The sequence below is a fragment of the Sphaerisporangium aureirubrum genome (genome assembly GCF_042658925.1).
Classification (GTDB): domain Bacteria; phylum Actinomycetota; class Actinomycetes; order Streptosporangiales; family Streptosporangiaceae; genus Sphaerisporangium; species Sphaerisporangium aureirubrum.
Genome location: NZ_JBHSRF010000023.1, coordinates 84,668 through 108,844, shown reverse-complemented (window position 1 = coordinate 108,844; position 24,177 = coordinate 84,668). Strand labels below are relative to the sequence as shown.

The 24,177-nt window shown below is 70.7% G+C and carries 27 protein-coding genes; 9 read left to right on the top strand and 18 right to left on the bottom strand.

Annotated elements, in window-relative coordinates:
• Positions 1 to 16 precede the first annotated feature (16 nt).
• Together ACFP1K_RS17875 and ACFP1K_RS17870 are read right to left on the bottom strand one after the other, a co-directional pair.
• Positions 17 to 679: a response regulator gene (locus tag ACFP1K_RS17875; RefSeq protein ID WP_380754300.1), complete on the bottom strand. Its 663-nt coding sequence runs from the start codon at positions 677 to 679 to the stop codon at positions 17 to 19.
• On the bottom strand, positions 676 to 1,791 hold the full coding sequence (locus ACFP1K_RS17870) for a histidine kinase (protein WP_380754297.1): 1,116 nt from the start codon (positions 1,789 to 1,791) through the stop codon (positions 676 to 678). The genes ACFP1K_RS17875 and ACFP1K_RS17870 overlap by 4 nt, the downstream gene beginning before the upstream one ends.
• 214 nt (positions 1,792 to 2,005) lie before the next feature.
• Between ACFP1K_RS17870 and ACFP1K_RS17865 the strand changes: the two genes are divergently transcribed.
• Complete coding sequence (locus tag ACFP1K_RS17865; protein WP_380754294.1) at positions 2,006 to 2,416, top strand: DUF6223 family protein; 411 nt, start codon at positions 2,006 to 2,008, stop codon at positions 2,414 to 2,416.
• 49 nt (positions 2,417 to 2,465) lie between these two features.
• Here ACFP1K_RS17865 and ACFP1K_RS17860 read toward each other — a convergent pair whose 3' ends face one another.
• From ACFP1K_RS17860 to ACFP1K_RS17840, 5 genes are all read right to left on the bottom strand, one after another.
• Positions 2,466 to 4,862 (bottom strand): ATP-binding cassette domain-containing protein, encoded by a 2,397-nt coding sequence (locus ACFP1K_RS17860; RefSeq protein ID WP_380754291.1) that lies wholly within the window; start codon positions 4,860 to 4,862, stop codon positions 2,466 to 2,468.
• A gap of 61 nt (positions 4,863 to 4,923) precedes the next feature.
• Entirely contained in the window at positions 4,924 to 5,262 is a 339-nt protein-coding gene (locus ACFP1K_RS17855) for a VOC family protein (protein WP_380754288.1), read from the bottom strand.
• 113 nt (positions 5,263 to 5,375) lie between these two features.
• Positions 5,376 to 5,786, bottom strand: coding sequence for a VOC family protein (locus ACFP1K_RS17850; RefSeq protein WP_380754285.1), 411 nt, complete (start codon positions 5,784 to 5,786; stop codon positions 5,376 to 5,378).
• A 5-nt stretch (positions 5,787 to 5,791) separates the two neighbouring features.
• Positions 5,792 to 6,271, bottom strand: a complete 480-nt coding sequence (locus ACFP1K_RS17845; protein ID WP_380754282.1) for a helix-turn-helix domain-containing protein — start codon at positions 6,269 to 6,271, stop codon at positions 5,792 to 5,794.
• A gap of 43 nt (positions 6,272 to 6,314) precedes the next feature.
• Positions 6,315 to 7,178, bottom strand: a complete 864-nt coding sequence (locus ACFP1K_RS17840; protein ID WP_380754279.1) for a LysR family transcriptional regulator — start codon at positions 7,176 to 7,178, stop codon at positions 6,315 to 6,317.
• Positions 7,179 to 7,271: 93 nt separating this feature from the next.
• On the opposite strand from ACFP1K_RS17840, the gene ACFP1K_RS17835 reads away from it, so the two are divergent.
• Positions 7,272 to 8,009, top strand: coding sequence for an SDR family oxidoreductase (locus tag ACFP1K_RS17835; RefSeq protein ID WP_380754276.1), 738 nt, complete (start codon positions 7,272 to 7,274; stop codon positions 8,007 to 8,009).
• 62 nt (positions 8,010 to 8,071) lie between these two features.
• Positions 8,072 to 8,593 (top strand): GNAT family N-acetyltransferase, encoded by a 522-nt coding sequence (locus ACFP1K_RS17830; protein WP_380754273.1) that lies wholly within the window; start codon positions 8,072 to 8,074, stop codon positions 8,591 to 8,593.
• 54 nt (positions 8,594 to 8,647) lie between these two features.
• On the opposite strand, the gene ACFP1K_RS17825 is transcribed toward ACFP1K_RS17830, so the two are convergent.
• Positions 8,648 to 9,541 (bottom strand): recombinase family protein, encoded by an 894-nt coding sequence (locus tag ACFP1K_RS17825; RefSeq protein WP_380754270.1) that lies wholly within the window; start codon positions 9,539 to 9,541, stop codon positions 8,648 to 8,650.
• Between the two features lie 272 nt (positions 9,542 to 9,813).
• Entirely contained in the window at positions 9,814 to 9,975 is a 162-nt protein-coding gene (locus ACFP1K_RS17820; RefSeq protein WP_380754267.1) for a hypothetical protein, read from the bottom strand.
• Positions 9,976 to 10,195: 220 nt separating this feature from the next.
• On the opposite strand from ACFP1K_RS17820, the gene ACFP1K_RS17815 reads away from it, so the two are divergent.
• Positions 10,196 to 10,960, top strand: coding sequence for a DinB family protein (locus tag ACFP1K_RS17815; protein WP_380754264.1), 765 nt, complete (start codon positions 10,196 to 10,198; stop codon positions 10,958 to 10,960).
• 56 nt (positions 10,961 to 11,016) lie between these two features.
• Positions 11,017 to 11,265 carry a trypsin-like serine protease gene (locus ACFP1K_RS17810; protein ID WP_214324877.1) on the top strand — a complete coding sequence of 83 codons (249 nt, stop codon included), beginning with the start codon at positions 11,017 to 11,019 and terminating at the stop codon, positions 11,263 to 11,265.
• Positions 11,266 to 11,394: 129 nt separating this feature from the next.
• Here the strand turns inward: ACFP1K_RS17810 and ACFP1K_RS17805 are convergent, their stop codons facing one another.
• Positions 11,395 to 11,793 (bottom strand): MmcQ/YjbR family DNA-binding protein, encoded by a 399-nt coding sequence (locus tag ACFP1K_RS17805; protein ID WP_380754260.1) that lies wholly within the window; start codon positions 11,791 to 11,793, stop codon positions 11,395 to 11,397.
• A 62-nt stretch (positions 11,794 to 11,855) separates the two neighbouring features.
• On the opposite strand from ACFP1K_RS17805, the gene ACFP1K_RS17800 reads away from it, so the two are divergent.
• Entirely contained in the window at positions 11,856 to 12,185 is a 330-nt protein-coding gene (locus tag ACFP1K_RS17800; RefSeq protein ID WP_380754257.1) for a hypothetical protein, read from the top strand.
• A 15-nt stretch (positions 12,186 to 12,200) separates the two neighbouring features.
• Here the strand turns inward: ACFP1K_RS17800 and ACFP1K_RS17795 are convergent, their stop codons facing one another.
• From ACFP1K_RS17795 to ACFP1K_RS17785, 3 genes are all read right to left on the bottom strand, one after another.
• Positions 12,201 to 14,198, bottom strand: coding sequence for a DUF4158 domain-containing protein (locus ACFP1K_RS17795; protein WP_380754254.1), 1,998 nt, complete (start codon positions 14,196 to 14,198; stop codon positions 12,201 to 12,203).
• A gap of 220 nt (positions 14,199 to 14,418) precedes the next feature.
• On the bottom strand, positions 14,419 to 15,000 hold the full coding sequence (locus ACFP1K_RS17790) for a dihydrofolate reductase family protein (protein ID WP_380754251.1): 582 nt from the start codon (positions 14,998 to 15,000) through the stop codon (positions 14,419 to 14,421).
• Between the two features lie 65 nt (positions 15,001 to 15,065).
• On the bottom strand, positions 15,066 to 15,905 hold the full coding sequence (locus ACFP1K_RS17785) for an AraC family transcriptional regulator (protein ID WP_380754248.1): 840 nt from the start codon (positions 15,903 to 15,905) through the stop codon (positions 15,066 to 15,068).
• A 189-nt stretch (positions 15,906 to 16,094) separates the two neighbouring features.
• Here ACFP1K_RS17785 and ACFP1K_RS17780 point away from each other — a divergent pair, with 189 nt between their 5' ends.
• On the top strand, positions 16,095 to 17,303 hold the full coding sequence (locus ACFP1K_RS17780; protein WP_380754245.1) for a hypothetical protein: 1,209 nt from the start codon (positions 16,095 to 16,097) through the stop codon (positions 17,301 to 17,303).
• Positions 17,304 to 17,355: 52 nt separating this feature from the next.
• Here the strand turns inward: ACFP1K_RS17780 and ACFP1K_RS17775 are convergent, their stop codons facing one another.
• The 3 genes from ACFP1K_RS17775 to ACFP1K_RS17765 all read right to left on the bottom strand — a co-directional run bounded on the left by ACFP1K_RS17775 (position 17,356) and on the right by ACFP1K_RS17765 (position 20,073).
• A complete protein-coding gene (locus ACFP1K_RS17775; protein WP_380754242.1) occupies positions 17,356 to 18,588 on the bottom strand; it encodes an RNA polymerase sigma factor in 1,233 nt (410 codons plus the stop codon).
• On the bottom strand, positions 18,585 to 18,908 hold the full coding sequence (locus tag ACFP1K_RS17770) for a YciI family protein (RefSeq protein WP_380754239.1): 324 nt from the start codon (positions 18,906 to 18,908) through the stop codon (positions 18,585 to 18,587). Before ACFP1K_RS17770 ends, ACFP1K_RS17775 begins: the two co-directional genes overlap by 4 nt.
• A 166-nt stretch (positions 18,909 to 19,074) precedes the next feature.
• The gene (locus ACFP1K_RS17765) at positions 19,075 to 20,073 is read right to left on the bottom strand and encodes an ArsR/SmtB family transcription factor (protein ID WP_380754236.1); all 999 of its coding nucleotides are present in this window, start codon (positions 20,071 to 20,073) and stop codon (positions 19,075 to 19,077) included.
• Between the two features lie 62 nt (positions 20,074 to 20,135).
• On the opposite strand from ACFP1K_RS17765, the gene ACFP1K_RS17760 reads away from it, so the two are divergent.
• On the top strand, positions 20,136 to 21,341 hold the full coding sequence (locus ACFP1K_RS17760; RefSeq protein WP_380754330.1) for an MFS transporter: 1,206 nt from the start codon (positions 20,136 to 20,138) through the stop codon (positions 21,339 to 21,341).
• A 35-nt stretch (positions 21,342 to 21,376) separates the two neighbouring features.
• Here the strand turns inward: ACFP1K_RS17760 and ACFP1K_RS17755 are convergent, their stop codons facing one another.
• On the bottom strand, positions 21,377 to 21,766 hold the full coding sequence (locus ACFP1K_RS17755; RefSeq protein ID WP_380754328.1) for a nuclear transport factor 2 family protein: 390 nt from the start codon (positions 21,764 to 21,766) through the stop codon (positions 21,377 to 21,379).
• A 64-nt stretch (positions 21,767 to 21,830) separates the two neighbouring features.
• Complete coding sequence (locus ACFP1K_RS17750; RefSeq protein WP_380754233.1) at positions 21,831 to 23,486, bottom strand: CocE/NonD family hydrolase; 1,656 nt, start codon at positions 23,484 to 23,486, stop codon at positions 21,831 to 21,833.
• Between the two features lie 128 nt (positions 23,487 to 23,614).
• Between ACFP1K_RS17750 and ACFP1K_RS17745 the strand changes: the two genes are divergently transcribed.
• Positions 23,615 to 24,106, top strand: a complete 492-nt coding sequence (locus ACFP1K_RS17745) for a GbsR/MarR family transcriptional regulator (protein ID WP_380754230.1) — start codon at positions 23,615 to 23,617, stop codon at positions 24,104 to 24,106.
• Positions 24,107 to 24,177: the final 71 nt, after the last annotated feature.

Sequence of the window (24,177 nt, the reverse complement as noted above, 5' to 3'; positions counted from 1 at the left end):
GCGGACCGGCGAGTTCCTAGGCGTCGCGCGGGACCACCAGGCCGGATTCGTAGGCGAGGACCACGAGCTGGGCGCGGTCCCGCGCGTGGAGCTTGGTCATGGCCCGGTTGACGTGGGTCTTCGCGGTCAGTGAGCTGATCACCATGCGGTCGGCGATCTGGTCGTTGGACAGGCCCTGCGCGACCAGGGCGACGGCCTCGCGTTCGCGGTTGGTCAGCTCTTTCAGCGCCGTGCGGGCGCCGGTGTCCGGCCGCTGGCTGACGTACCGGTTGATCAGCTTGCGGGTGATCGACGGTGCGAGCAGGGCGTCACCGCGCGCCGCGACGCGTACGGCGTGGAGGAAGTCCTCCGGCACGATGTCCTTGACCAGGAATCCGGCCGCCCCGGCGCGCAGAGCGTCGAAGACGTACTCGTCCAGGCCGTAGTTGGTCAGGATGACGACGTGCACCCCGGCCAGGGCCGGGTCCGCAGCGATGCGCCGGGTCGCCTCGATGCCGTCGACGATCGGCATCTGGATGTCGATGAGCGCGATGTCGGGCAGGTGTTCCCTGGCCAGAGCCACCCCCTGCTGCCCGTCGGCGGCCTCGGCGACCACCTCGATGTCGTCTTCGAGGTCGAGGAGCGCACGGAATCCGCTCCGGAGCAACGGCTGGTCGTCGACCAGCAGGACACGGATCACGACGTCCGGTCCACGGGAAGCTCGGCCTGGACGGTGAAGCCGCCGTCGCCGCGCGGTTCCGCCCGCAGGTGGCCGCCGAGGGCGGTGACCCGTTCGCGCATCCCGAGCAGCCCGACGCCGGGCACCGGGGCGGTGCCCGGCGTGGCCTTGCCGTCGTCGTCGACGCGTATCGCGAGGGTGCCGGGACGGTAGTCGATGCGGACCGACGCCGTCGCGGCGGCGGCGTGACGGGTGATGTTGGTGAGGGACTCCTGGACGATCCGGTACACGGTCCGGTCCACCGCGGCCGGCACGTCGGGCCGTCGTCCCTCGATCGTCAGTGTCGCGTCCAGGCCGGTCGTCCGGGCCCGTTCCACCAGTTCGGCGACGTGGTCGAGGCCACGCGGCGGGGTCGTGTCGTCGTCGCGCAGCGCCTCCAGGGTGGCGCGCAGTTCCCGGGTCGCCTCACGCCCGGCCTCCTGGATCGCCAGCAGGGCCTCTGGCACCTGTTCACCTCGCTTGCGGGCCACGTGGACGGCGACCTCGGCCTGCACCTTGATGATCGAGATCTGGTGGGTGAGCGAGTCGTGCAGCTCCCGCGCGATGTGCAGCCGCTCCTCGTCGGCGCGGCGGCGCGCGGTCTCCTCCCGGGTGCGCTCGGCTTCGTCGGCCCGCCGCTCGGCCTGCCGCAGCGCCTCACCAGCGGCACCCGCCGCGATCAGCCAGGCCAGCTCAAGGGCGCCCCTGGCCTGCGCGAACGCCTCGCCGATGTCGTGCAGGCCCGAAGCCAGGGCCGCGAGGGGGAGAACGGCCAGCATGATCACGCTCACCACCACCGTGACGGTGCGGTACCCCGCCCGCACGGCCGCGTACACCGCGAACAGGTACGCGACCGCGGGCACGTCGAACCCGGCCGCCTGGTAACCCGCCGCGCACAGCCCGGTGACGGCCAGGACGAGGACCGGAGCCCGGCGGCGCGCGGCCAGGGCCAGGCCGCCGGCCACCGGCAGCACGAAGCCGAGCAGGTCGAGGTACGTGGCGGGGTGCCGCCCGGACAGCCCGGCGAGCACCAGCGCCGCCGCCACGCCGACGGCGATCGCCCAGTCCCTGACACCGGCCCGTACCGTTCTCATGCGCGCACCCTAACCGCAGGTTCGCACGGGCGACTCCTGCGCACGGACGATCGGCCGCCTACCGCGCCCGCGGTACCTTCCGCGGCGCCCGCGGCATCCGAGGGCCGCCGGGTGCGCCTCCGGCGGCAGCGCGAAGTGCCTGCGCCGGCAGGACGCCCCGCGGCGGGTCCGGCGGACATGCTCGGACGACGTCCAGTCGTAGAAGGAGCACCTCGTGTCCGTCCGTAACCTGCTCGCCGCCGCGGCCGCCCTGCCCGGGCTCGCCACGCCGGCGGCCGCGTACGTCCTGGTCCAGCCGGACCCCGTCAGCACCACCGGCTTGACCGCCGGTCGTTTCTGGTCCCTGGTGGCCGCGGCGCTCGGGCTGGCCGGTGTCGTCGTCGGCGGCCTGGCCCTGGCCCGCGCCACCGGTCGCACCGGCACCAGGAGCAGAGGCAGGGGGGCCGTGGCGGCCCTGGCGGCGGGCGCGGCCGGCGCGGCCGGCGGCGGGCTGGTCGTGGCCGCCGCCGAAGGCGGTCCCGGCACCGGCTACGGGATAGTCGGGGGCTACGTGGCCCTGGTGATCGGCCTGATCTCCATGGTCCTCGGCGGGCTGGCTCTGGCCCGCTCCCGCCGCACCGCCTGACCGTGTCGCGGACCCGCGACCCGGACGCGGCGGCGCGGCGGGCCGCCGGTCAGACGGCGGCGCCGACGTAGGCCGAGAGGTGCTCGCCGGTGAGGGTGGAGCGGGCGGCCACGAGGGCCGCGGGGGTGCCCTCGAAGACGATCCGGCCGCCGTCGTGACCGGCGCCGGGGCCCAGGTCGATGATCCAGTCGGCGTGGGCCATGACGGCCTGGTGATGTTCGATGACGATGACCGACTTGCCGGAGTCGACGAGCCGGTCGAGCAGGCCGAGCAGCTGTTCGACGTCGGCGAGGTGCAGGCCGGTGGTCGGCTCGTCCAGCACGTAGACGCCGCCCTTCTCGGACATGTGGGTGGCCAGCTTGAGCCGCTGCCGTTCGCCGCCGGACAGCGTGGTGAGCGGCTGGCCGAGGCTGAGGTAGCCGAGCCCGACGTCGGCCAGTCGGCGGAGGATGGCGTGCGCGGCCGGGGTGCGGGCGTCGCCGGCGCCGAAGAACTCCTCGGCCTCGGTCACCGACATGGCGAGCACCTGGCTGATGTCGCGGCCACCGAGGTGGTGGTCCAGCACCGCCGCCTGGAAACGCTTCCCCTCGCATTCCTCGCAGGTGCTGGCGACGCCGGCCATCATCGCCAGGTCGGTGTAGATGACGCCGGCACCGTTGCAGACGGGGCAGGCGCCCTCGGAGTTGGCGCTGAACAGCGCGGGCTTCACGCCGTTGGCCTTGGCGAACGCCTTGCGGATCGGGTCGAGCAGCCCGGTGTAGGTCGCCGGGTTGCTCCGCCGCGAGCCGCGGATGGCGCTCTGGTCGATGGACACCACACCCGCGCCGGCGGGGATCGACCCGTGCACCAGCGAGCTCTTGCCCGAGCCCGCCACGCCGGTGATGACGGTGAGGACCCCGAGCGGGACGTCGACGTCGACGTCGCGCAGGTTGTTCGCCGTGGCGCCGCGAATCTGCAGCGCGCCGGTGGGCGTCCGCACCGTCTGCTTGAGGGAGGCCCGGTCGTCGAAATGACGTCCGGTGACGGTGCCGCTGGCCCGCAGTTCGTCGATGGTGCCCTCGAAGCAGACGGTGCCGCCCGCCGTGCCGGCGCCGGGGCCGAGGTCGACGACGTGGTCGGCGATCACGATGGTCTCCGGCTTGTGCTCCACGACGAGCACCGTGTTGCCCTTGTCCCGCAGCCGCAGCAGCAGGTCGTTCATCCGCTGGATGTCGTGGGGGTGCAGCCCGATGGTGGGCTCGTCGAAGACGTAGGTGACGTCGGTGAGCGAGGAGCCGAGGTGGCGGATCATCTTGACGCGCTGCGCCTCACCGCCCGACAGCGTGCCCGCGGGGCGGTCGAGCGACAGGTAGCCCAGCCCGATCTCCACGAACGAGTCGATGGTCCTGGTCAGCGAGGTGAGCAGCGGCGCCACCGACGGCTCGTCGAGGCCGCGGACCCATCCGGCGAGGTCGCTGATCTGCATCGCGCACACGTCGGCGATGTTGACGCCGCCGATCTTCGAGGAGCGGGCCGCCTCGCTGAGCCGGGTGCCGCCGCAGTCGGGGCACGCGGTGAAGGTGACCGCCCGGTCGACGAACGCCCGGATGTGCGGCTGCATCGCCTCCCGGTCCTTGGACAGGAACGACTTCTGGACCTTGGGGATCAGCCCCTCGTAGGTGAGGTTGACGCCGTTGACCTTCACCTTGGTCGGCTCGCGGTACAGGAAGTCGTGCAGCTCGGTCTCGGTGAAGTCGCGGATCGGCTTGTCGGGGTCGAAGAAGCCCGACGCGGTGAAGATCTGCACCGTCCACCAGCCGTCCGCCTTGTAGCCGGGGACGGTGATCGCACCCCCGCTGAGCGACTTGGAGTCGTCGTACAGCTCGGTGAGGTCGATGTCGGAGACCTTGCCCCGGCCCTCGCAGCGCGGGCACATGCCGCCGGTGAGGGTGAAGGTCTGCTTCACGGTCTTGCCGGCGCCGCGCTCGACGGTGATGGCGCCGCTGGCCCGGACCGAGGGGACGTTGAAGGAGAACGCCTGGGGCGAGCCGATGTGCGGCTGCCCCAGCCGGCTGAACAGGATGCGCAGCATGGCGTTGACGTCGGTGGCGGTGCCGACCGTGGAGCGGGGGTCGGCACCCATCCGCTGCTGGTCGACGATGATCGCGGTCGTCAGCCCTTCGAGCACGTCGACCTCGGGCCGCGCCAGCGTCGGCATGAAGCCCTGCACGAAGGCGCTGTAGGTCTCGTTGATCATCCGCTGCGACTCGGCGGCGATCGTGTCGAACACCAGCGAGCTCTTGCCCGACCCGGAGACCCCGGTGAACACCGTCAGCCGGCGCTTGGGGATCTCTACGCTGACGTCCTTGAGGTTGTTCTCGCGCGCGCCGTGCACGCGGATCAGGTCGTGGCTGTCGGCGTGGTGCGGCGCGGGCGGCCGCCCGTCCGCGCTGGTGGCCATGCTCATCGTCTCTCCATCGTTACGGGGGGCTGCCTTCGCGGTCCTCGTCGTGCCCGGGGGCGAGCGCTCAGCTGTCCTGGAGCAGGCCGAGGACGTTGCCGTCGGGGTCGGTGACGGTGGCCACCAGTCGGCCGCCGCCGACGTCGTGCGCGGCCTCCTTCACGATGGCACCCGCGGCGGTCACCTCGGCCAGCTTGGCCTCGATGTCCGGCACGTGCCAGTAGGCCACCGGCGAGGTCATGCCGCTGCCGGGCACCAGCCCGATCTGCTGGCCGCCGGCCTCGAAGCCGACGTAGTAGGACGAGTCGGTCTGCGGCTGCACGCCGAGCAGGGCGGCGTACACCGCCTTGGCCTTCGCCAGGTCGGACACCGGGTGCAGTACCGTCTTGATCGCCGGGGTGGTCATGGTCGACTCCTGTCGTGAATGTGATGCCGGGTTTGGTGGCGGACGGGCCGGTCCGCCGGGTGTTGGTCGCTGGTGAGCTTATGCGCAGGTCGCGGCTGTGGTCGCCGGACGGCTCAGCGGCGCTCGTTGATGCGGACCATGTTGCCCGCGGGGTCGCGGAAGGCGCAGTCGCGGACCCCGTAGGGCTGCTCGATCGGCTCCTGGACGACCTCGGCGCCGCTGGCCTGCACGCGCTCGAAGGTGCCGTCGAGGTCGGCGGTGGCCAGCACGATGCTGGTGTAGGTGCCCTTGGCCATCATCTCCAGGATGGTGTGGCGCTCGTCGGCGGTGATGCCGGGGTCGGCGCCGGGCGGCGACAGGACGATGGAGGTGCCGGGCTGGCCGGGAGGGCCGACCGTGATCCAGCGCATCCCGTCGTATCCCACGTCGTTGCGGACCTCGAAGCCGAGGGTGTCGCGGTAGAAAGCCAGCGAGGCGTCCGGGTCGGTGTGCGGCAGGAAGCTGAAATGAATGGTTATGTCCATGCCCGTCAGGCTAGTTGCGGCTCGCTGACCGGCGCTTCTCGATTCCTGATCGGTCGCGTCACCTGCTTGGCGACGCACGACGGCATCCCCGCCGCCGCCCCCGCCGCGCGGCGCCGGTAGGTGCTGGGGGGAACGCCGACCAGCTCGGTGAAACGGGTGCTGAAGGTCCCGAGCGACGAGCAGCCGACCTCGAAGCACACCTCGGTGACGCTGAGATCGCCGCGGCGCAGCAGCGCCATCGCGCGCTCGATGCGCCGCGTCATCAGGTAACCGTACGGCGACTCACCGTAGGCGCGCTTGAACTCGCGGCTGAGGTGCCCCGACGACATGTTCACGCCGCGGGCGAGGGCTTCGACGTCCAGCGGCTTGGCGTACTCACGGTCGATCCGGTCACGGACGCGCCGCAGCAGCGCGAGGTCACGCAGGTGCTGCGCCGCGGTGGTTCTGCTCGTCACCTGCGAAATCGTGCCACGCCGCACCGACATTTTCCTAACCGGGCCGTCGGGTCGTGCCGGTGGTGCGCGAGGGTCATAGCTGTGCGGCCGTGCGGATCAGTCCGGCCAGGGCCAGGGAGCGGCTGTGCGCGGGCCAGGCGATGTGGGTGACGACGGGGGGCGCGTCGGTCAAGGGGACGGCGGCGTGCTCGGCCCACAGCCAGGCGCGGGCGGAGTCGGGCAGGACGCTCACGGTGCGTCCGAGGGCGATCAGCTGGGCCAGCTGCGTCTGGTCGCGGATCTCGGGGCCCGGGCCGGGTGGGTAGATGCCGTCGCTGGGCCAGCGGGCGAGCGGAAGATCGGGGACGTCGCTGACGTCGGCCAGGGACAACGTCCGGCGCGCGGCGAGGGGGTGCCCGGCGGGAAGGATGGCGATCTGCCCCTCGGTCATCAGTTCCTCGCTGTCGAACCCGGCGAGGGAGTTGAACGGCGTGTGCAGGAGCGCCACGTCGGCGCTGCCGTCGCGCAGCAGCCCTTCCTGCTCGCAGATGCCGCACGGCAGCACCTCGATCTCGGCGGCGCCGGGCTCGGCCGCGTAGGCGTGGAGGAGCTTCTGCAGCAGCTCGTGCGACCCGGCGGCCTTCACCGCCAGCACCAGGCGGTTGCGGGAGCCACCCGGGCCGTCGGCGCCACCGGCGCGGCGGGTGCGGCGGGCGGCGGCGGTGGTCGCGTCGAGGGCCGCGCGGCCCTCGTGCAGCAGCACCTCTCCGGCGCCGGTCAGGGAGACGCCGCGGCGGTTGCGTTGCAGCAGGGTGACGCCGAGGCGCCGTTCGAGCCGCTGGATCGCCCGGGACAGCGGTGGCTGGGCCATGCCGAGGCGCTCGGCGGCGCGGCCGAAGTGCAGTTCCTCGGCGACGGTCAGGAAGTATCTCAGCTCGCGTGTCTCCAAGGTGTCCACGGCCACAGCATAGCCCCGTGATACCTGCCGGGTATCACAGGGCACCGTATCGGTGTTGGATGCGTCCCCCGCCCGCGAGCCAGCATCAACGGCATGAGCGAAACGAGGATCGCGCTGGTGACCGGCGCGAACAAGGGAATCGGGTACGAGATCGCGGCCGGGCTGGGCGCCCTCGGGTACCGCGTGGGCGTGGGGGCCCGCGACCAGGCCCGGCGCGAGACCGCCGTCGAGAAGCTGCGCGCCGCAGGGGTGGACGCGTTCGGGGTGCCGCTGGACGTGACCAGCGGCCGGAGCGTCACCGATGCCGCGGAACTGGTCGAACGGCGGGCCGGGCGCCTGGACGTCCTGGTCAACAACGCCGGCATCTCGGGAGAGACGGGCCCGGGATGGGCGCAGGACCCGACCACGCTCGACCTGGACGTGGTCCGCGCCGTCGTGGAGACCAACGTCATCGGTGTCATCCGGGTGACCAACGCGATGCTGCCGCTGCTGCGTCGCTCGGCGTCGCCACGCGTCGTCAACGTCTCCAGCGCCGTCGCCTCCCTGACCCGGCAGGCGGACCCGGACATCGAGATCGGCCCCGTCATGGCGGCCTACTCACCGTCGAAGACCTTCCTCAACGCCGTCACCGTGCAGTACGCCCGGCAGCTCGCCGGCACGAACATCCTGATCAACGCCGCCTGCCCCGGCCTGGTCGCCACCGACTTCACCGGCTTCTACGGGCCCCGCACCCCCGAACAGGGCGCGGCCACCGCGATCCGCCTCGCCACGCTGCCCGACGGCGGCCCGACCGGCTCGTTCTTCGAGGACGCCGGCGTCATCCCCTGGTGACGCCGGGCGCTCCAGGCCCGCCGTCTCCCACGGCGACCGGAACCTCGCCGTAGTCTCCGCTCATGCCGATCCGTTACGCCCTCCCGCCCGACGCGGACGTCATGGCCGAGATCACCTGCGCCGCGTTCGCCCAGTTCGAGGACTTCGACGTCACCCGCGAGCAATCCGCCGCCAACTGGCGCCGGACTCTCCTCAAGGAGGCGGCCGAACGGCCCCGCCCCCATCACACCAGGATCGCCGAACTGCCGGACGGCACGATCGCCGGCCTGGTCATGGGAGGCCCCGCGGCTCCGGAGCTGGGCTTCGACGCCGAGATCTACGCACTAGCGGTCCGTCCCGCTCGTCAGGCCCAAGGCCACGGCCGCACCCTGGTGCGGGCGGCGGCAGCCGACCTGCACACCGACGGACACGGCTCCCTGGTGATCCGTGTACTGGCCGTAAACGAACGGGCCCGCGCCTTCTACACCTCCCTCGGCGGCGTCCTCGCCGGAGAGGTCCCCCCCGCCGAGGTCTACTACGCCTGGCCGCGAATCACAGCACTCCTAGATCACGACGACGACCACCCGGCCGACCACCCACTGTGACGGCCCAGGACTCCTGAAGCTACGGCGAGCCGCAAGGTAGAGCTTTGGTGCTCGTCAGCGGGCCAGCTCTATCTCGTTGGTCTCGGCCGCTGTGGCGTGTTCGTCGTGGTCGCGGAGCATTCGCATGACGGTGGCGGGTGAGGGTCGTTTGCCCTTCTTCTTGCCTTGGGTGATGAGGAGTTGGGCGGCGATGTCGCGCAGGCTCTGTCCTTGGTCGCGTAGATGCAGGGCCATGGACAGCATGGCGGGGTCGGTGACGGTGGCGCCGCCGATGTTCTTGCCGCGGACTCGGGCGGACTCGTGGCCGTCGAGGGTCTTGTCGCGGATGTACTCGCGTTCCATGCCGGACAGGGCGGCCAGGACGGTGAACACGATACCGCCGGGGTCGTGGTGGCCTTGGAGTTCGCCGGTGAGGAATTCCAGGCCGATGTCGCCGGCGCGCAGCCGTTCGGCGAGCTCTGCGAGTTCCAGGCCGCGGCCGAGCCGCTTGTGCTCGTGCACGACGAGAGTGACGGCGACGCCGGAGGCGCGCAGGTCCGCAGCGTGCGCGATGGCGCGTTCGAGTTCGGGGCGGGTCGTGATGCGGGTGGAGACCTTCTCGGAGAAGACGCGGGGTACCCCAGCCGTCTTCAGGGCGTCGAGTTGGGTATCCAGGGATTGGCGGGCGGTGGAGGCGCGTGCGTAGCCGATCTTGGCGTGCCCGGTCGGCGCGGTGGCTGCGGGAGGTGCGGGCAGCCGGGTCCAGGCGGTGCCCGGCCGCCGTAGCGCCGGGGTCAGCACGTTCAGCACCTTCGCCAGCGCGGGCACGAGCTTGAACCGGGCGGTGTGGTATTGGACGGCCACCCGGTTCTTGGTCGTCCGGCACGGTGATCCAGCCGGGACTCCGCACGTCGACATCGGGCAGGCGAAGGTCTCCACCCGCAGGAACGCTTCCGTGGTGTCACTCACCCGAAAATCGTTTCATGAGTCGATTTGAAACACGGCGTGAAACGATTCTCGCCCGGGCGGCCCTGGTCGGCGCCTATCGCCGGAGCCGGGTGCTCTCTGTTTCATAAGTGACCACCTATGAAGCACTGCGTTGTCGTCGTCGGCCCTCCAAGGCTCACGCGGATACCAGGCTCGCGATCGCTGTAAGAGGAGAAACGGTTCCGTTGCAGGTCCACCCCCGCGCCCTGGCCAAGAGCGCGGTTGGGTGTGAACCGCGTCCTCGAGGACAGATCTCATTCCACCAGAACGGTCCCCCCGAAGGCGGCACGGCCCTGCCCGAGGTCACAGATGACAGGGAGTGCGAAGGTCATGCCGGCTTCGATCGCCAGCCGGATGGCGTTGAACATGCCCGTGTAACCGGCGCCCACGATGACGATGCGGTGGTCGATCTTCATCTTTCACTCCAAGTTCGTCGTGATCTCTTGCTGATTTCCAAGCTAGGGACGCGGCCCCGCTTCCGGTATCGGGCGATTGCCCGGTCCGCCTGAGTCCGGAGCGATCGTCGAGCGCTCGCCAAGATGCTCGATCCCGCACTCCCCCACCCGGACGCAACACGCAACCCTCACGTTGTGCCATTCACTGGCGCGGGCGGGACGGATACGGGAAACTGTCCCGATGCCTGCTGAGTACACCCATAGTGACCAGTTCCGTGGTGCCCGCATCCACCTGTGCGACCTCTCCGGCCTCGAGATTCGCGACTGCGACGTCACCGGCCTGAAGATCGTGGACTGCTATGGGGGCAACGTCTCCCTCGGTGGCGGCTTCGAGCGTGTCGTTGTCAACGACGTCGACGTGACCGCCTACGTCGAGGCCGAGCTCGACCGGCTGCATCCCAACCGGGTGCTGGCCCGTGAGGCCACGTCCGCCGCCGAATACCGGGCCGCTTGGGATGCCATCGAGAAGCAATGGGAGGAGACGCTCGACCGCGCCAGGCGCCTACCCGAGGCGAAGCTGCACGAGCAGGTCGACGGCGAGTGGTCGTTCGTCGAGACGCAGCGGCATCTGCTGATGGCCGGCGATGCCTGGATCGGCAACGCCGTGCTCGAGGAGGACGCGCCGTACCACCCGTTGGGCCTTCCTGGCGGCGGGATGCCGGCCGAAGCATCGGCGAAGCTCGGGCTCACCCTCGATGCCACCCCGACGCTCGACGAGGTACTCGCGCCGCGGCTGGCCCGCATGGCCACGATGCGCCGGGTCGTCGACGAGCTCACCGAGGCCGAGCTCGATCGGGTGTGTGGTCGCAAGCCGGCGGACTCATATCCGGACCGGGAGTACGTCATGCGCCGCTGCCTCATGGTGGTGTGCAAGGAAGAGGCCGAGCATCACCGGTATGCGGTCCGCGACCTCACCGTGCTCGAGGCCGGTGCCCGAACCGAGTGAAGGCGCGTCCCGGCAATGGACGGCGATCTCGCGATCCTGCGCTTGACCAGCCCATCTTGCTGTCGGAGCCCCTCATCGCACCCGCACTGCCCAGCCAGGGCGCGGTGCCGACCGGCGAGGTAGTCACGACCGGCTACGGAAAGACCAGCAATGCGGGCTTCCCCAACGAACGACGCGAGGTCTTCCTCGATGTCACGCCGCGGTGGACCTGCGAAGGCATCTACCAGTTCGTGAAGCCGATCACGCCCGGAATGAACTGCACCCGCAAATCCGGCCAGACGGCCGGAGCATGCGGCACTGGGTGATGTCGTCATCGGAATCGTCTCCTGAAATATCTCTGGCCAGTGCGGCAACCCGACCTATCCCACCGTGAATAGGAATGTTTCTCAGCACCGAACCTGGATAAGCGGCAACGTGGGGAGGTAGCCGGCGGTTCATCCACCTGCCTTCAGCCGGAACGCGAGGCGGTGGGGCGCCTGCACGCGATAGCTGTCCGTCACCAGCTCGGCAACCTCGGCCCAGTCCGTCTCGTCGTCCAGCACCATTCCCACGACATTCACACCCCAGTCGGCCCGGAAGAACGGAGGGCCGGCATGCGCCAGCGCGGCCAACTCCCCGGGCGGCGCCCGGAAGGTCATCAGGATGGCCGGATCGTCCATATCGATGTACGCCGACCCCCTCTCGTCGGTGGTGTAGACGTGCAGGAACGTCCGCCGGCGAATCCGCCACCGCAGGCCGATCCACGCCGGCTCCTCGTACGCCCCGGGCAGCTCCCCGCAGATCACCCGGAGCCGGCCCACAACGGCGGGTGGAACGTCCGCGATGTCGCTCATCTGTACCTCCCGCGCCCATCCTGCCCGCCGGGTAGGACATCAGCACATCAGAGTCTCCGGGGTTGGCGGGCCGCGCCGACGTCATAGGACTCGGGCCCACCTCGATCGATCTGCGGATCTTCGTGTCCGTCGACTTCGAGCAGACCATAGATCGCGCCCTGACCCGCAGCATGGCGATGGCCGGATCCGCCGATGCCGCCGAGATCGAACGGTCCTGGCGCCACCGCTACATCCCATCCCAACAGCTCTACTTCGCGACAGCCCGCCCGACCGATCACGCTGACATCATCGTGTACAACGATCAGCTCCACGAGCCGACCTGGGACATCCGATCCGCGCGCCCCGGAACGACCGGGGATCGGCATGAACTCGTCCTCAGGCGGCCAGACTGAGATCGAGGCGGGTGTTCATGTCGAGGCGGAACCGGCCGTAGGGGTTGATGTGGACCCAGAAATCGCGGCACGTAGGTTCTCCCGAGTGATGAAGGTCTGGCGGACGTGCCGTAGCTCGGCCTCGGTGTGACCGTGCTCACCGGTCGCTGACATCTGTCGGATCCCCATGTTGGTGCCGAGCGCGAACAACACGAGCAGAAGCCGCTTGCTCAAGGTCTCCTTGGACAGGACCTCGCGGGTCGCGACCGAGGTGAACAGGTCGGGGAAGTCGGTGATGAACGCGGTGTTCTTCAGGATGTCCAGCAGGTCGATGGTGCCCCAGCGGCGCTGCACCTCGGCCTTCAGAGCGGTGAGGTTCTTCGGCTCGGGCAGCTTGTCGAGCTTCGGGACCGACACCCACGGCTTGCCCTTCCGGGTGGTGATCTTCACGCCTCCTGTGGTGCCCTCGACAAGGCCGGTGTTCAGCCGGTCCAGGCCCGCGGTCAGGCGGCTTTTGAGGTCGGCTATGAACTCGGTGGCATCCAGGGGCTTGGACAGGGCGGCGTAGTGGACGTCGCGGTTGGTCTCGAAGTCGCCGGGCAGGTCCTTGTCCGGATCGCGCCACCGGCCAGCGCCCTGCACGTACACCTCACGGCGCCGCAGCGCCTCCCGCAACGCGATCAGCACGCACAGCTCGTACGGGATCCGCTCGACCCGCCCGGACTCGGCGTCCACCACCGCGTCCCGCCACGCCCACTGCACCACGCCCTCGATCGGCACCCGCTCTGGCTCGGCGTAGTACCGCTCGGTCGCCGTGACCCCCGCGTACCGAGACAGCAAGTCGATCGCGTCCATCACCGGTCGGTAGGCGGTGTTGTTGCACTTGAACTCCAACGCCGCCAGGATCGGCCCGAGCATCCGCCGGTAGTGGTGGGAGTAGGAGCCGCGCAGCTGGTAGCGGATCCGCTCGGAGACAGCCCGCTCGGTGGCCATCAGCTCCCGCGCCAGCGACTTCAGCGTTCCCACCCCACCCGGCACCGCCGGATACACCGCCTCCCGCACCGTGTCGTCGGGGCGCTCGATCGCGGCTTCGATCATGTTGACGTAGATGCCGCGCTTGCCCCGTACCTTCGTCAACTCGCCGACCAGCTCCCGCTCCACCCGCCGCTCGGCCCGCGCGTTGATCCGGTGAATCAGGTCGATCAGCAGCCCGACCAGCCCGTCGACCAGCTCGGCCTGCCGCGTCCAGCACAATGTCGCCAGCAGCGTGTACCGCACCGGCTCGGAGCTGTCCTCGAAGTCCGACGGGTACATCCGCATCGCCCGCGTCCGCCACGCCGCCACGATCCGATCCGACACCCCGGAGAAGACCCCGTCCGACAACCCCAGTGACCGAGCCGTCGCCAGCTTCCCGATCTCCGCCAGCAACGTGTCCAGCCCCAGCGGACCCGGGTCGGACTTCAACTCCGCCAGCACATGCGGACGGTCCAGCAGATCCTGCAACCTGCCGCACACCACCGACCCCAGTGTGCCCACCACGCCCTCCGAGAACGCCACCTCGAACTTGGAAAGGCCCGACCCCACCACCCGCTCCACCTGGCCGGGCGTCGGCGGCTCCACATCCTCGCTCCGGCATCTGCGGCGCAGCGCCTCAGCAAGCCGCCGGCGACTCGTCTCCGTCGGGCACATCTCCTCCGCCAGCCACCGTGCCCACCGGTCCTCATCCTCCTCAGTCGCCGGCCGCGTCCCGAACGCCTCCCTGATCTGCTTGCGGTGATACTCGATCGTCCGCCCCGTCCACCGGTACTTCGCGAACTCCCCGGCGTCGACCTTCACCAGCGACGCCACATAGTCGACCGCGACCAGCGGAACCGCCTGCGGACCGTCCGGGAACCGGCCCTCAAGCTCATAGAACTTCAGCAACAACGCGAACCCCAACCGCGTCGCGCCCGACTTGTTACGGATCAGCTTCCAATCACCCGTGACCAGCGTCCACGAACCGATCAGCTCATCCGGTTCCCACTCCGCGCGCATCCCCACCACTCCCAGACCGAGACCACCACCAGGACATGGCTCACGATCAAGGAAAGGTCGCCCATTTCACCGGCATTGACCTACTTGCAGCCACTACGCGACGAACCCGAAAGATAGCTCACCGCTACTTTGCGGCTCGCCGTAGCTTTAGGAGTTCCGGGCCTACGTCAACGCCGGACCGTCCTGGTTCTGACCCTCGTGGTCGTAGGCGCGGCGGGTGTCAACAGCGCACCCGATAGCGCAGGTGAAGGACCCGGTTGCCCTGAATCACCACGTCAGGATCCTCCAGCAGGTGCTGCGCGTGGACCGACCCGAAGTAGCGCTTGCCGGAACCGAACACGACGGGTACGACGTCCATGCGCACCTCGTCGACCAGGCCCGCGGCGAGCACCTGGCCACCGACGTCGCCGGCGGCGACCTCGACCATGCGGTCACCCGCAAGCTCCTGTGCCTTGGCCACGGCCGCCTCGACGCCGTCGACGAAGTGAAACGGCGCCTCGGGGTCCCAGCCCTCGGGCTCCGGCCGGTGCGAGACGACGACCACGTGGTCGATCCCGCTCGGAGGCTTCCCGTCCCAGCCGTCCGTCAGGTCGAAGACGTGGCGGCCGGCGATCGTGACTCCGATCTGGTCCCAGTACGCCCGGGTGTAGTCGTAGGACGTCTGCGACACCTTCACCACGCCGCTCTCGTCCAACGGGACGTCACCGCTGGACAACCAGTCGAACAGCGGTCCGGGCTGGTCGTTCTCGTCCGCGACGAAGCCGTCCAGCGACACCGAGCTGTACATGACCACCTTGCCCACGGGGCTCTCCTCTGCTTGGGGTGCCCCAAAATTAGCGCGCCGTGAGCTGCCGCTCTTGTAAGAAATCAATCGGCCGGCAGCGGCCAGCCGTCCAGCACGTGGCCGGGATGTTCGCGCAGGAACCGCCGCCGGACTTCGACGTACCGGGTCGGCGTGAGCCCGGTGAACGCCCGGAACTCGTGGCCGAAGTGGGCCTGGTCGAAGTAGCCCGCGCCGCCGGCGAGGTCGCCCCAGTCGATCGGTCCGGCGGGATCGATCGCGAACACGGTCGCGGTGAAGCGGTAGGTGCGGGCCAGCCGCTTCGGCGTGACGCCGATGAGCTCCTTGAACCGCTGGGTCAGATGTGTGCTGCTGACACCGGCCGCCACGCTCAGGTCGCCGATCGTCACCGCCCCGCCGGCCGCCGCGATGACGCTGCTCGTATGGCGGACCAGCCCCAGGCCGGTGGTCTCGCGCAGCCGTCGCATCAGCTCCTCCTCGAGCAGCGTCAGCATCTCGTGCGGCCCGTCCGCCGTGGCCAGCCGGTCTCGCAGCTCAGCGATGGCGGGCCGGCCCCAAACCTGCTCTATCGTCACCGGCCGGTCACACAGCTCGGCCGCGGGCATCGGCAGGAACGGCGCCAGCCCCCACGGCTTGACGTGCACGCCGACGGACCGGGTCCGGACCGGGTAGCTGAACTCCAGCGCGCGGGTGGGCATGGTGACCACGCAGCCGTCGGCGTACTCGGCCGTCTCGATGTCGGTGCCGGCGCGGATGCGGAACGGCGCCCCGAGGTTGACGATGAGCAACGCCGACGGCATCGGCGGCAGCATCAGCCGGGCGTACGGCGGCGCACCCTCCAGGTAGTAAAGGTCGTCGATCAGCCCGTCCAGCGGCGGTCGCGGCACTCTGGACACGTACTCCACGCCCACAGTATCGCCGACGCCCCGCCGACATCGATCGCCGATACGGTCCAGCCGCGCCGCCGATCCGCGCCGGTGAATTAACTTGCGGGAAGTCCCATTCCCGTGAGTTACGAGCGGGCCGGGGCACGCAACAGATCGTTGTTTCTGGTTTTCTATTTCCAGAAAATAAAAATGCTAGGCTGCGTGATCGTGACGGAGAACGAGGGTGAGGCACGGGGCGGGGTTTCGGTGTGCAAGCACTGCGGCGCGGTGATCGAGCGGGGGGCGGGGCGGGGGCGGCCGCGGGAGTACTGCCCGGAGAAGGACTGCCAGGCGGCGGCCAAGAGGGAACGGGAGATGCGCAGGGCCACGCCAGGGCTGGAGGGGTCGCTGGCGCGGGCCGAGGAACTGTACGAGCGCATGGAGAAGGGGCTGGCGGCGGCGGTGGCGCCGCTGGCGCAGGTGCTGGCGCAGGAGCTGAGCCCGGCGGGGGTGGAGGCCCGGCTCAGCGCGGTGCAGGCCGAGGCGCACACCCGGGTCGCCATCGCCCGCGCCGAACGCGAGCAGGCCTTCGAGCAGGTGCGGCTGGCCCGCGAGGCCACCGAGCACGCCCGCGGGGAACGCGAGCAGATGCGCGAACGCATGGAGGAGGCCCTCGGGGAACGCGACACGGCGCTGTCCGACGCCGAGACGGCCCGCGAACAGGCACTGGCCGCGCTGCGCGAGGCGGCCACCACCGAGCGGCGCGCCCGGCAGGCCGCCGAGGACGCCGACCGGCGGGCCGCCGCCGCCGAGACCGCGCGCGACCAGGCGGTGCGCCGGATGACCGAGCGGACCGAGCAGTCGGCCGCCGAGGCCCGCGACGCCCGCGCCCAGGCCGAGGACGCCGAACGCCGCGCCGGACGCGCCGCCGCCGAACGCGACACCGCCCGCACCGAGGCGGAGATGTCCCGCCGGGCCCGCGTCGAGGCCGAGCAGGCGTCCGCCGCCGCCATCGCCCGCGCCCAGGCCGCCGAGGCCGAACGCGGCCGTGCCCAGCAACGCGCCGAGACCGCCGAACAGGCCCGCGCCGACGCCGTCGCCCTGGCCGCCCGCGCCGCCGCCGAGGCCACACAGTCCGCGGCCCAGGCCGCCGAGGCCGACCGCCGCGCCGCGGAGGCCGCCAAGGACGCCGCCGACCGCGTCCGCGCCGCCGCCGACCGGGCCACCGAACAGACCGCCCAGGCCCACCTGGCCGAACGCGCCGCCACCGCCGAACGCGACCGCCTCTCCGCCCTGCTGGACGTGGAACGCGCCCGCGTCGAAGACCTCCGCGCCCAGAACACCACCCTGCGCCAGGAATCCGCCGCCCTGCGCGAACGCGCCGTGACCGCCGAACTCCAGGCCGCCTCCGCCACTCCCCCGCCCCGGGAGCCGTGACCGCCCGCTCAACGACTCCACCGGCCGCCACGCCGGGTGACACGGGAAGGCGCTACCTCAGCTGGTCGCGGCGGCGCGTCAGGTAAGCGAGCTCGGCGGTGTTGCCCGCCAGGTCGATGGCCTTGTCGTAAGCCGCGCGCGACTTCTGACCGCGGCCCAGCCGGCGCAGCAGGTCGGCGCGGGTCGCGTGGTAGGCGTGGTAGCCCGCCAGCTTGTCCTCGAGGCGGTCGACGGCCGCCAGTGCCACCTCCGGGCCGTCGAGCTCGGCGATCGCGATGGCCCGGTTGAGGGCGACGATCGGCGAGGGGTCGAGGTGGGCGAGCTGGTCGTAGAGGGCGACCACTTGCGACCAGTCGGTGTCGCGCATGTCGCGGGCGGAGGTGTGCACGGCGTTGATCGCCGCGAGGATCTGGTACCGGCCCGGGGCCACCCCTGTGGCCAGGCGCTCGCGTACCAGCCGGTGGCCCTCGGCGATGAGCGCCGCGTCCCAGGCCCCGCGGTCCTGCTCGTTGAGGGCGATCAGTTCGCCGCCGCCCGAGACCCGGGCGTCACGGCGGGCCTCGGTGAGAAGCATCAGCGCCAGCAGCCCGGCCACCTCACCGTCGGCCGGCATGAGGGTGCGGATCAGGCGGGTGAGCCGGATCGCCTCGGCTGTCAGCTCGTGACGTACCGGATCGGTGCCGGGGCCGGTCGCCAGGTAGCCCTCGTTGAAGACGAGGTAGAGAACGGCGAGGACGCCGGACACGCGTGCCGGGAGATCCTGCGCGGACGGCAGCCGGTAAGGGATGCGAGCCGCCTTGATCTTGGCCTTGGCGCGGGTGATCCGCTGGCCCATGGCGGCCTCCTGCACCAGGAAGGCACGGGCGATCTCGGTCACGGTCAGACCGCCGACCATGCGCAGCGTCAGCGCCACCCGGGTCTCCAGCGCCAGCGCCGGGTGACAGCAGATGAAGATCAGCCGGAGCCGCTCGTCGTCGATGGCGCCGAGCGGCTGGGGCGGTTCGTCGTCGTACAACAGCCGAGCCTCCTTGTGCTTGTCGCCGCGCTTGTTCTCGCGCCGGACCCGGTCGATGGCCTTGCGGTTGGCGGTGGTGGTCAGCCAGGCACCCGGGTTGGGCGGTACGCCGTCGGCCGGCCACCGCTCGACGGCGGTCGCGAACGCCTCGGCCGCCGCCTCCTCGGCGATGTCGAGGTCACCGAAACGCCTGGTCAGGGCCGCGACCACCCACGCCCACTCCTCGCGGTGGGCCCGGGTGATCGCCTCCCGGACGTCGATCACGCTCACAGGAACGGCCGCACCTCGGTCTTGCGGTTGCAGGCCTTCGACCCCTCGGCCGCCAGCTTGAGCGCCACGTCGAGGTCGGGTGCCTCGATGATCCAGAAACCGATGAGGAACTCCTTCGACTCCACGAAGGGCCCATCGGTGAACAACGCCTCGGCACCGCGGTTGTCGATCACCGTGGCCGTGCTCGGCCCGCCGAGGCCGCCGGCGAAGACCCAGTGCCCCTCGGCCTGGAGCCGGTCGTTGAACACGTCGATGGCGGCGTCCTCGTCCGGGGTGGCGAGGTCGGTCGTGTCCGCGATCACGGAAACCAGATACTGCATCCCACATCATCTCCTGTGCTTCGAGGGACACCCCTCGCGGGTGACCGCTCACCCGTACTACGAACACCTCCGCCCCGATCCGACACCGCCGCCTGGATTTCTTTTGACAGGTACCGACGGCGGTCACGAGCACCGTGAAGATGACCGTACGGCCGGGCTGCCGCGTTCAGTCGCCGGCCAGGGTCCCGCCCAGAGGGGTGCGCTCGTAGCGCACGGATCGGCCGGTCCGCGTCCGCGTGACCAGGCCGGATTCGCGCAGCACGGCCAGATGGCCGCCGACCGCGCCCAGGCTGAGACCCAGCTGGCGGACCAGCTGCGTGGTCGTCGCCGGCACCGCGAGCGCCCGCAGCACCTGCGCGCGGTGCGGGCCGACCAGCCGCGCCAGCGCCGCCGCACCGCCCTGCGGGGGCGGCGGCCCGAGCAGGTTCGCGACGCCACGCGCCGGATACACCAGGGCGTACGGCCAGGGCGGCTCGACGTAGCTGATGAGGGTGCCGAAGACGGTCGGCATCAGCAGCAGACCCTTGCCGCCCAGCCGGTGCCGCTCCCACTCGTCCGGGGGGCCGGTGCGCACCTCGATCACACCGTCGGCCCCCTCGGAGCGCCAGCCCACCCGCGGATCCAGGTCGGACAGCGCCGCGGCCCAGCCGTACATGGCGAGGCCCCCGGCGCGGTGCACCAGATCGCGCTCCAGCACCGTGCGCAGCCGCGGCCAGTCGGGCTCGACCAGCGCGTGCCAGGTCGCCTCGATCGCGTCCGAGAGCCGGGTGAGCACGTCCGGGGCGGCCAGGATCTGCTGGACGTGACGCGGCGGCGTACGCAGCCCGACCAGGTTGCGGGCGATCTCCGCGCGAACCTGGGGCAGCGGGGTCGCCCGCACCGCGGCGAGTTCGACGGCGAAGTCGCCGCCGACGCCCGAAGGCGGAGGATGGATGAAGTCGGCGTTGTAGCCGCCGCGGCGGAACAGCGTCGTCAGCGCCCCGACCGCGGGCGTCTCGCGGAGCAGCCGCGCGTACCGCGGCGCGACGCGCTCCGCCCAGGGCCGCAGTAGCCCGGCCGGCTGCTTGCCCGACGCGACCCGCAGCGCGTTCATCGCTTCGCCCAGCGGCGAGATCGCGTACCGGGTGTGCGCCACGTCGACCGGCCCGACTTCGATGGCAAGCATCTTTCGCCTCCACGCGAAAGCTTAACGCCTCCGTCCGCACCGCCCCGAGACTGGCCCGCGTGATGACACTCCAGGCCGCACCGGTGCGGGCCACCTACCGCGAGGTGTTCGCGGTACGCCAGTTCCGCGTGCTGTTCACCGGCTACACGCTCTTCCTCGGCGGCGAGACGGTGAAGATGCTCGCGCTCTCGGTGACCGTCTACGCCGGCACCGGCTCGTCCCTGCTGGCCGCGCTGGCCTACGTCGCCGGCTTCCTGCCCTACGCCCTCGGCGGCACGCTGCTGCTGGCGTACGCCGACCGGTGGCCGCCGCGGGCCGTGATGGTCGGCTACGACCTGGTCCGCGCCGCGGTCGCCGCCGTGCTCGCCGCCGGGGTGCTCTCCCCCGCCGCGATGCTGGTGCTGGTGTTCGTCACCGGCATCCCCAGCGCGGTCGCCTCCGCGGCCCGCAGCGCGCTGCTGCCCGATCTGCTGGACGGCGACCGGTACGTGCTCGGCCGGGCCGTGTTCTCCATGGCCGCCGGCGGCACGCAGGTGATCGGCTTCGCCGTGGGCGGGGTGCTGATCGTGGCGCTCGGCCCGTACGGCGCGCTCTGGATCACCGTGGCGAGCTGCCTGCTGTCCGCCGCGCTGCTGCGCCTGCGGCTGGCCGAGCGGCCGCCCCGCGGCACGGCCGCGGGGTACGCGGTACGCGAGACCTGGCGCGTCAATCGCGAGCTGCTGCGCCGGCCGGCGATCCGTTCGCTGCTGCTGGCCCAGTGGCTGCCGCCCGCGCTCATAGTCGGCGCCGAGGGTGTGCTCGTCCCGTACGCCGCGCAGGTCGGTGTGCCGGATTCGGCGGGGCTGCTGTTCACCGCCGTGGCGCTCGGCATGCTCACCGGCGATCTCGTGATCGGCCGGCTGGTCACCCCGGCACGAAGGGAACGGCTGACCGGGCCGCTGGCGTTGCTGCTCGGCGCGCCGCTGCTCGGGTTCGTGCTCTCCCCCGGGCCGGTCACCGCGGCGCTGCTGCTCGCCGTGTCCGGGTTCGGGGTCGCGTACCAGCTCGGGCTGGCCCGGCGCTTCCTGAACGCGGTGCCGGAGGCGAACCGGGGCCAGGCCTTCGGGCTGGCGCTGACCGGGACCATGACGTTTCAGGGCCTGTTCGCGGCCGGCGGCGGCGCGTTGGGCGAGGTGTCGGCGCCCGGCCTGGTCGTCGGCGCGTCGGGCGCGGCGTCCCTGCTGGCCGTACTGGGTCTGTGGCGCGTGCTCGCGTCGCCGAAGGCGTAGCACGCGTGGGGAGACCGGCCGCCCGGCTCAAGGGATCAGCTCGAGCCGCCGTCGTAGGCGGCGGACGGCACCTCCGAGAAGTAGTCGCGAAGCATGGCGATCTGCCCGTCGCGGAGGCGGAAGATCTGCACGAGGGACATCGTCGTCCGCCGCCCGTCGGCTTCGTCGAAGGCGACGTCGATCTCGGCGATGAAAACGTCGGGATCCGAGGTGTCGTGCAGGGTGTAGGCAGACCGTTCGAGGTTCACCGCGGCCTGGTAGGCCGGTTGCCGGTGATACACGCCGGTCCCGGTCCGGATCGCATCGCGGCCCACCAGGTGCCGGAGCGGATGGCCGTCGGGAACAAGGGGCGAGTCGTACACGCCGTCCTCGGTGAACATCGCGGCGATCGCTTCCGGGTTCCGGGTGATCGCACCGGCATACATGTACCGCTCGAAGACTTCTTTATGCGTAAGAGCCACTCTCCAGTCTAGCTTTCACCGGCTTGGATCAGGTGACCGGAACCACGAGCTGTGAGATCGACAGGTCGATCGTCCGGTGTGACGGCAGCATCCTCGTTGAGGTGGCCGGGTCGTCGCCGGTTCCCAGGTTCCGCTCCCAGCGCGGATGCGACCCGCCCGCGACGACCAGCCGAATCCGGCTGTTCCGCGAGAACCGGTGCGCCACGGCGTCGAGCTCCATACGAATCAGGCCCTGGGCCGCCGAAGGATCGAGTCGGACGAACCCGTCGCTGATGTTGCGTGAGCGGCCTTGGGCATCCACTTCCGACACGCGAACGAACAGGTCGGCGAAGGGGTTGTCGGAGCTGTGGCCCAGTTCTACGACCGGGCTGCCGACGACTTCGAGCTCCGTGGTCAACGGGTCTGACGTGAATGCCAGCACATCGGAACGCGAGGCGAGCGCGCTGTCATCCGTGTAGCCTGCCGTCACTCCCGGGGAAACCTGCGTGACGAACGCGCCACCGTACGTGGGAGTCGGCCGGGCGGGGTCGTACACGAACTCGCTCACTTCTCCCGCGTCGGCCGGTTGAGCCGCCAGGAGTCCGCCGGAGCGGGGATACAGGATCTGCTCGACCGTCGCCGGCGGCCAGGCCGGAAGGTCGCGCCACCCCTCGCCGGGGCCGCTGAGGAACACCTTGACCGGGGTGGCGCGGTGCCGGTCGCGTGATCCGGCCAGATGCTCGTCGAACCAAGCGAGGGCTTCGGGGAGCAGGACGCGGGCACCCTCGGCGCCCCCCTGAGCATGCGTCCACGGGCCCATGGTGAGTCCGGCGTCGACGCCCCGCTCGGCCAGCCGCGCGTACCCTGTCAGCGTCTGGCGAAGAAAGCCGTCCTGCCAGCCGCCCTGAAGCAGCACGGGGACGTGCACCCGATCCAGCGCTTCCGTCAGGTCGGCGCGCTTCCACCATGGGTCGCCCAGATCCCGCCGGCCGACCCACTCGCGGTACCAGGGCGCCTTCCCGTCCATCAGCTTTTCGGCGGCGTCGGCCAGCGGAAGCGCTGCCAGGGCCTCCTTGATACGGCCCCGGGACGAGAGAACCGCAAAGATGCGAGGCAGGATGGGCTTTTCTTGCTTGGTCGTGGCGAACGACCATTCGAACATGGTGCTGAGCAGGAACGCCCCGCCGGTGTAGACGAACGCGCCGAAGTCGTGCGGCGCGCACGCGATGACCGCTGTGGCCAGCTCTGGAGGCGGATCCGTCAGCAACGCCCACGCGGCGAAGCCGACCGATGAGAAGCCGTGCGCGGCGAAGCGCCCGTCGAACCACGGCTGCTCGCGCATCCAAGCGACGACGTCGGCCGCGTCGTCGGCTTCCCGCATGTGCGGTTCGAAGATTCCCCCCGATCCGAACGTGCCGCGCCACCGGACCAGCACGACCCGATAACCGCGGCAGGCGAACATGCCGCCGGTCATGGCCGACCCCATCACGTTGTAGCCGTAAGGGGAGCTGACGAGAATCGTTCCCGACGCCGGTCCCTTCGGCTCCAGGAGATCCGCGAGCAGTTCGACGCCGTCTCTCATCGGGATCCGCACGTCGCGGGTCACGCTGTAGTCGCTCGTCGAAGGGGGCAGCCGAGCGTACTTCGCCCACAGCAGGTCGGCGAGCCGTTGCCCGAGCGCCCGATCCTTGGCTCGTTGGTCCATCTCTCTCCTCCGCATCACAACACGTGCCTGGCGATGCGCGGTGTCCCTTGTGCACCGTCTTGGCACACAGTAACACCAACTTTCATTAATTACTGAAAGTTCATGCTACTGCGGTACCCTGTGGCGAGATGGCCGAAGGGAGCGCCGTGCGCGAAGACGAGATGGACGAGCTCGGCAGATTCGTCGAGCGCTTCGCCTCCACCCTCGCCGACGCCGGCTTCCCGCGCCTCGCCGCGCGCGTCTTCGCGACGCTCCTGGCCAGCGAGAGCGGGCGGATGACCGCGGCCGAGCTGGCGACATGGCTGCACGCCAGCACCGGCGGGGTCTCGGGCGCCGTCCGCTACCTGGTCCAGATCCGTCTCATCCGCACGGAACGGGACCCGGGAACGCGCCGCCACGCCTACGTCGTGGACGGCTCGTGGTACGAGTCCACGTTCCTCGCGAACCCGTTCCTCGAAAGAGGCGAGGCCGACCTGCGAGAAGGCATCGCCATCCTGGGTGACTCGCCGGCGGCCGACCGGCTGAACGAGACGCTCGAGCTCATCCAGTTCCTCAGGGACGAGACCCACGCGATGATGCGCCGCTGGCATGAGCGCAAGGCGGCACCGCGAACACGGTGAACCACATCGATCGACGTCCCCCGAACGCCCGGAAACCGTCACCGATCAGCGCGAATCCTCAGATCTTAACG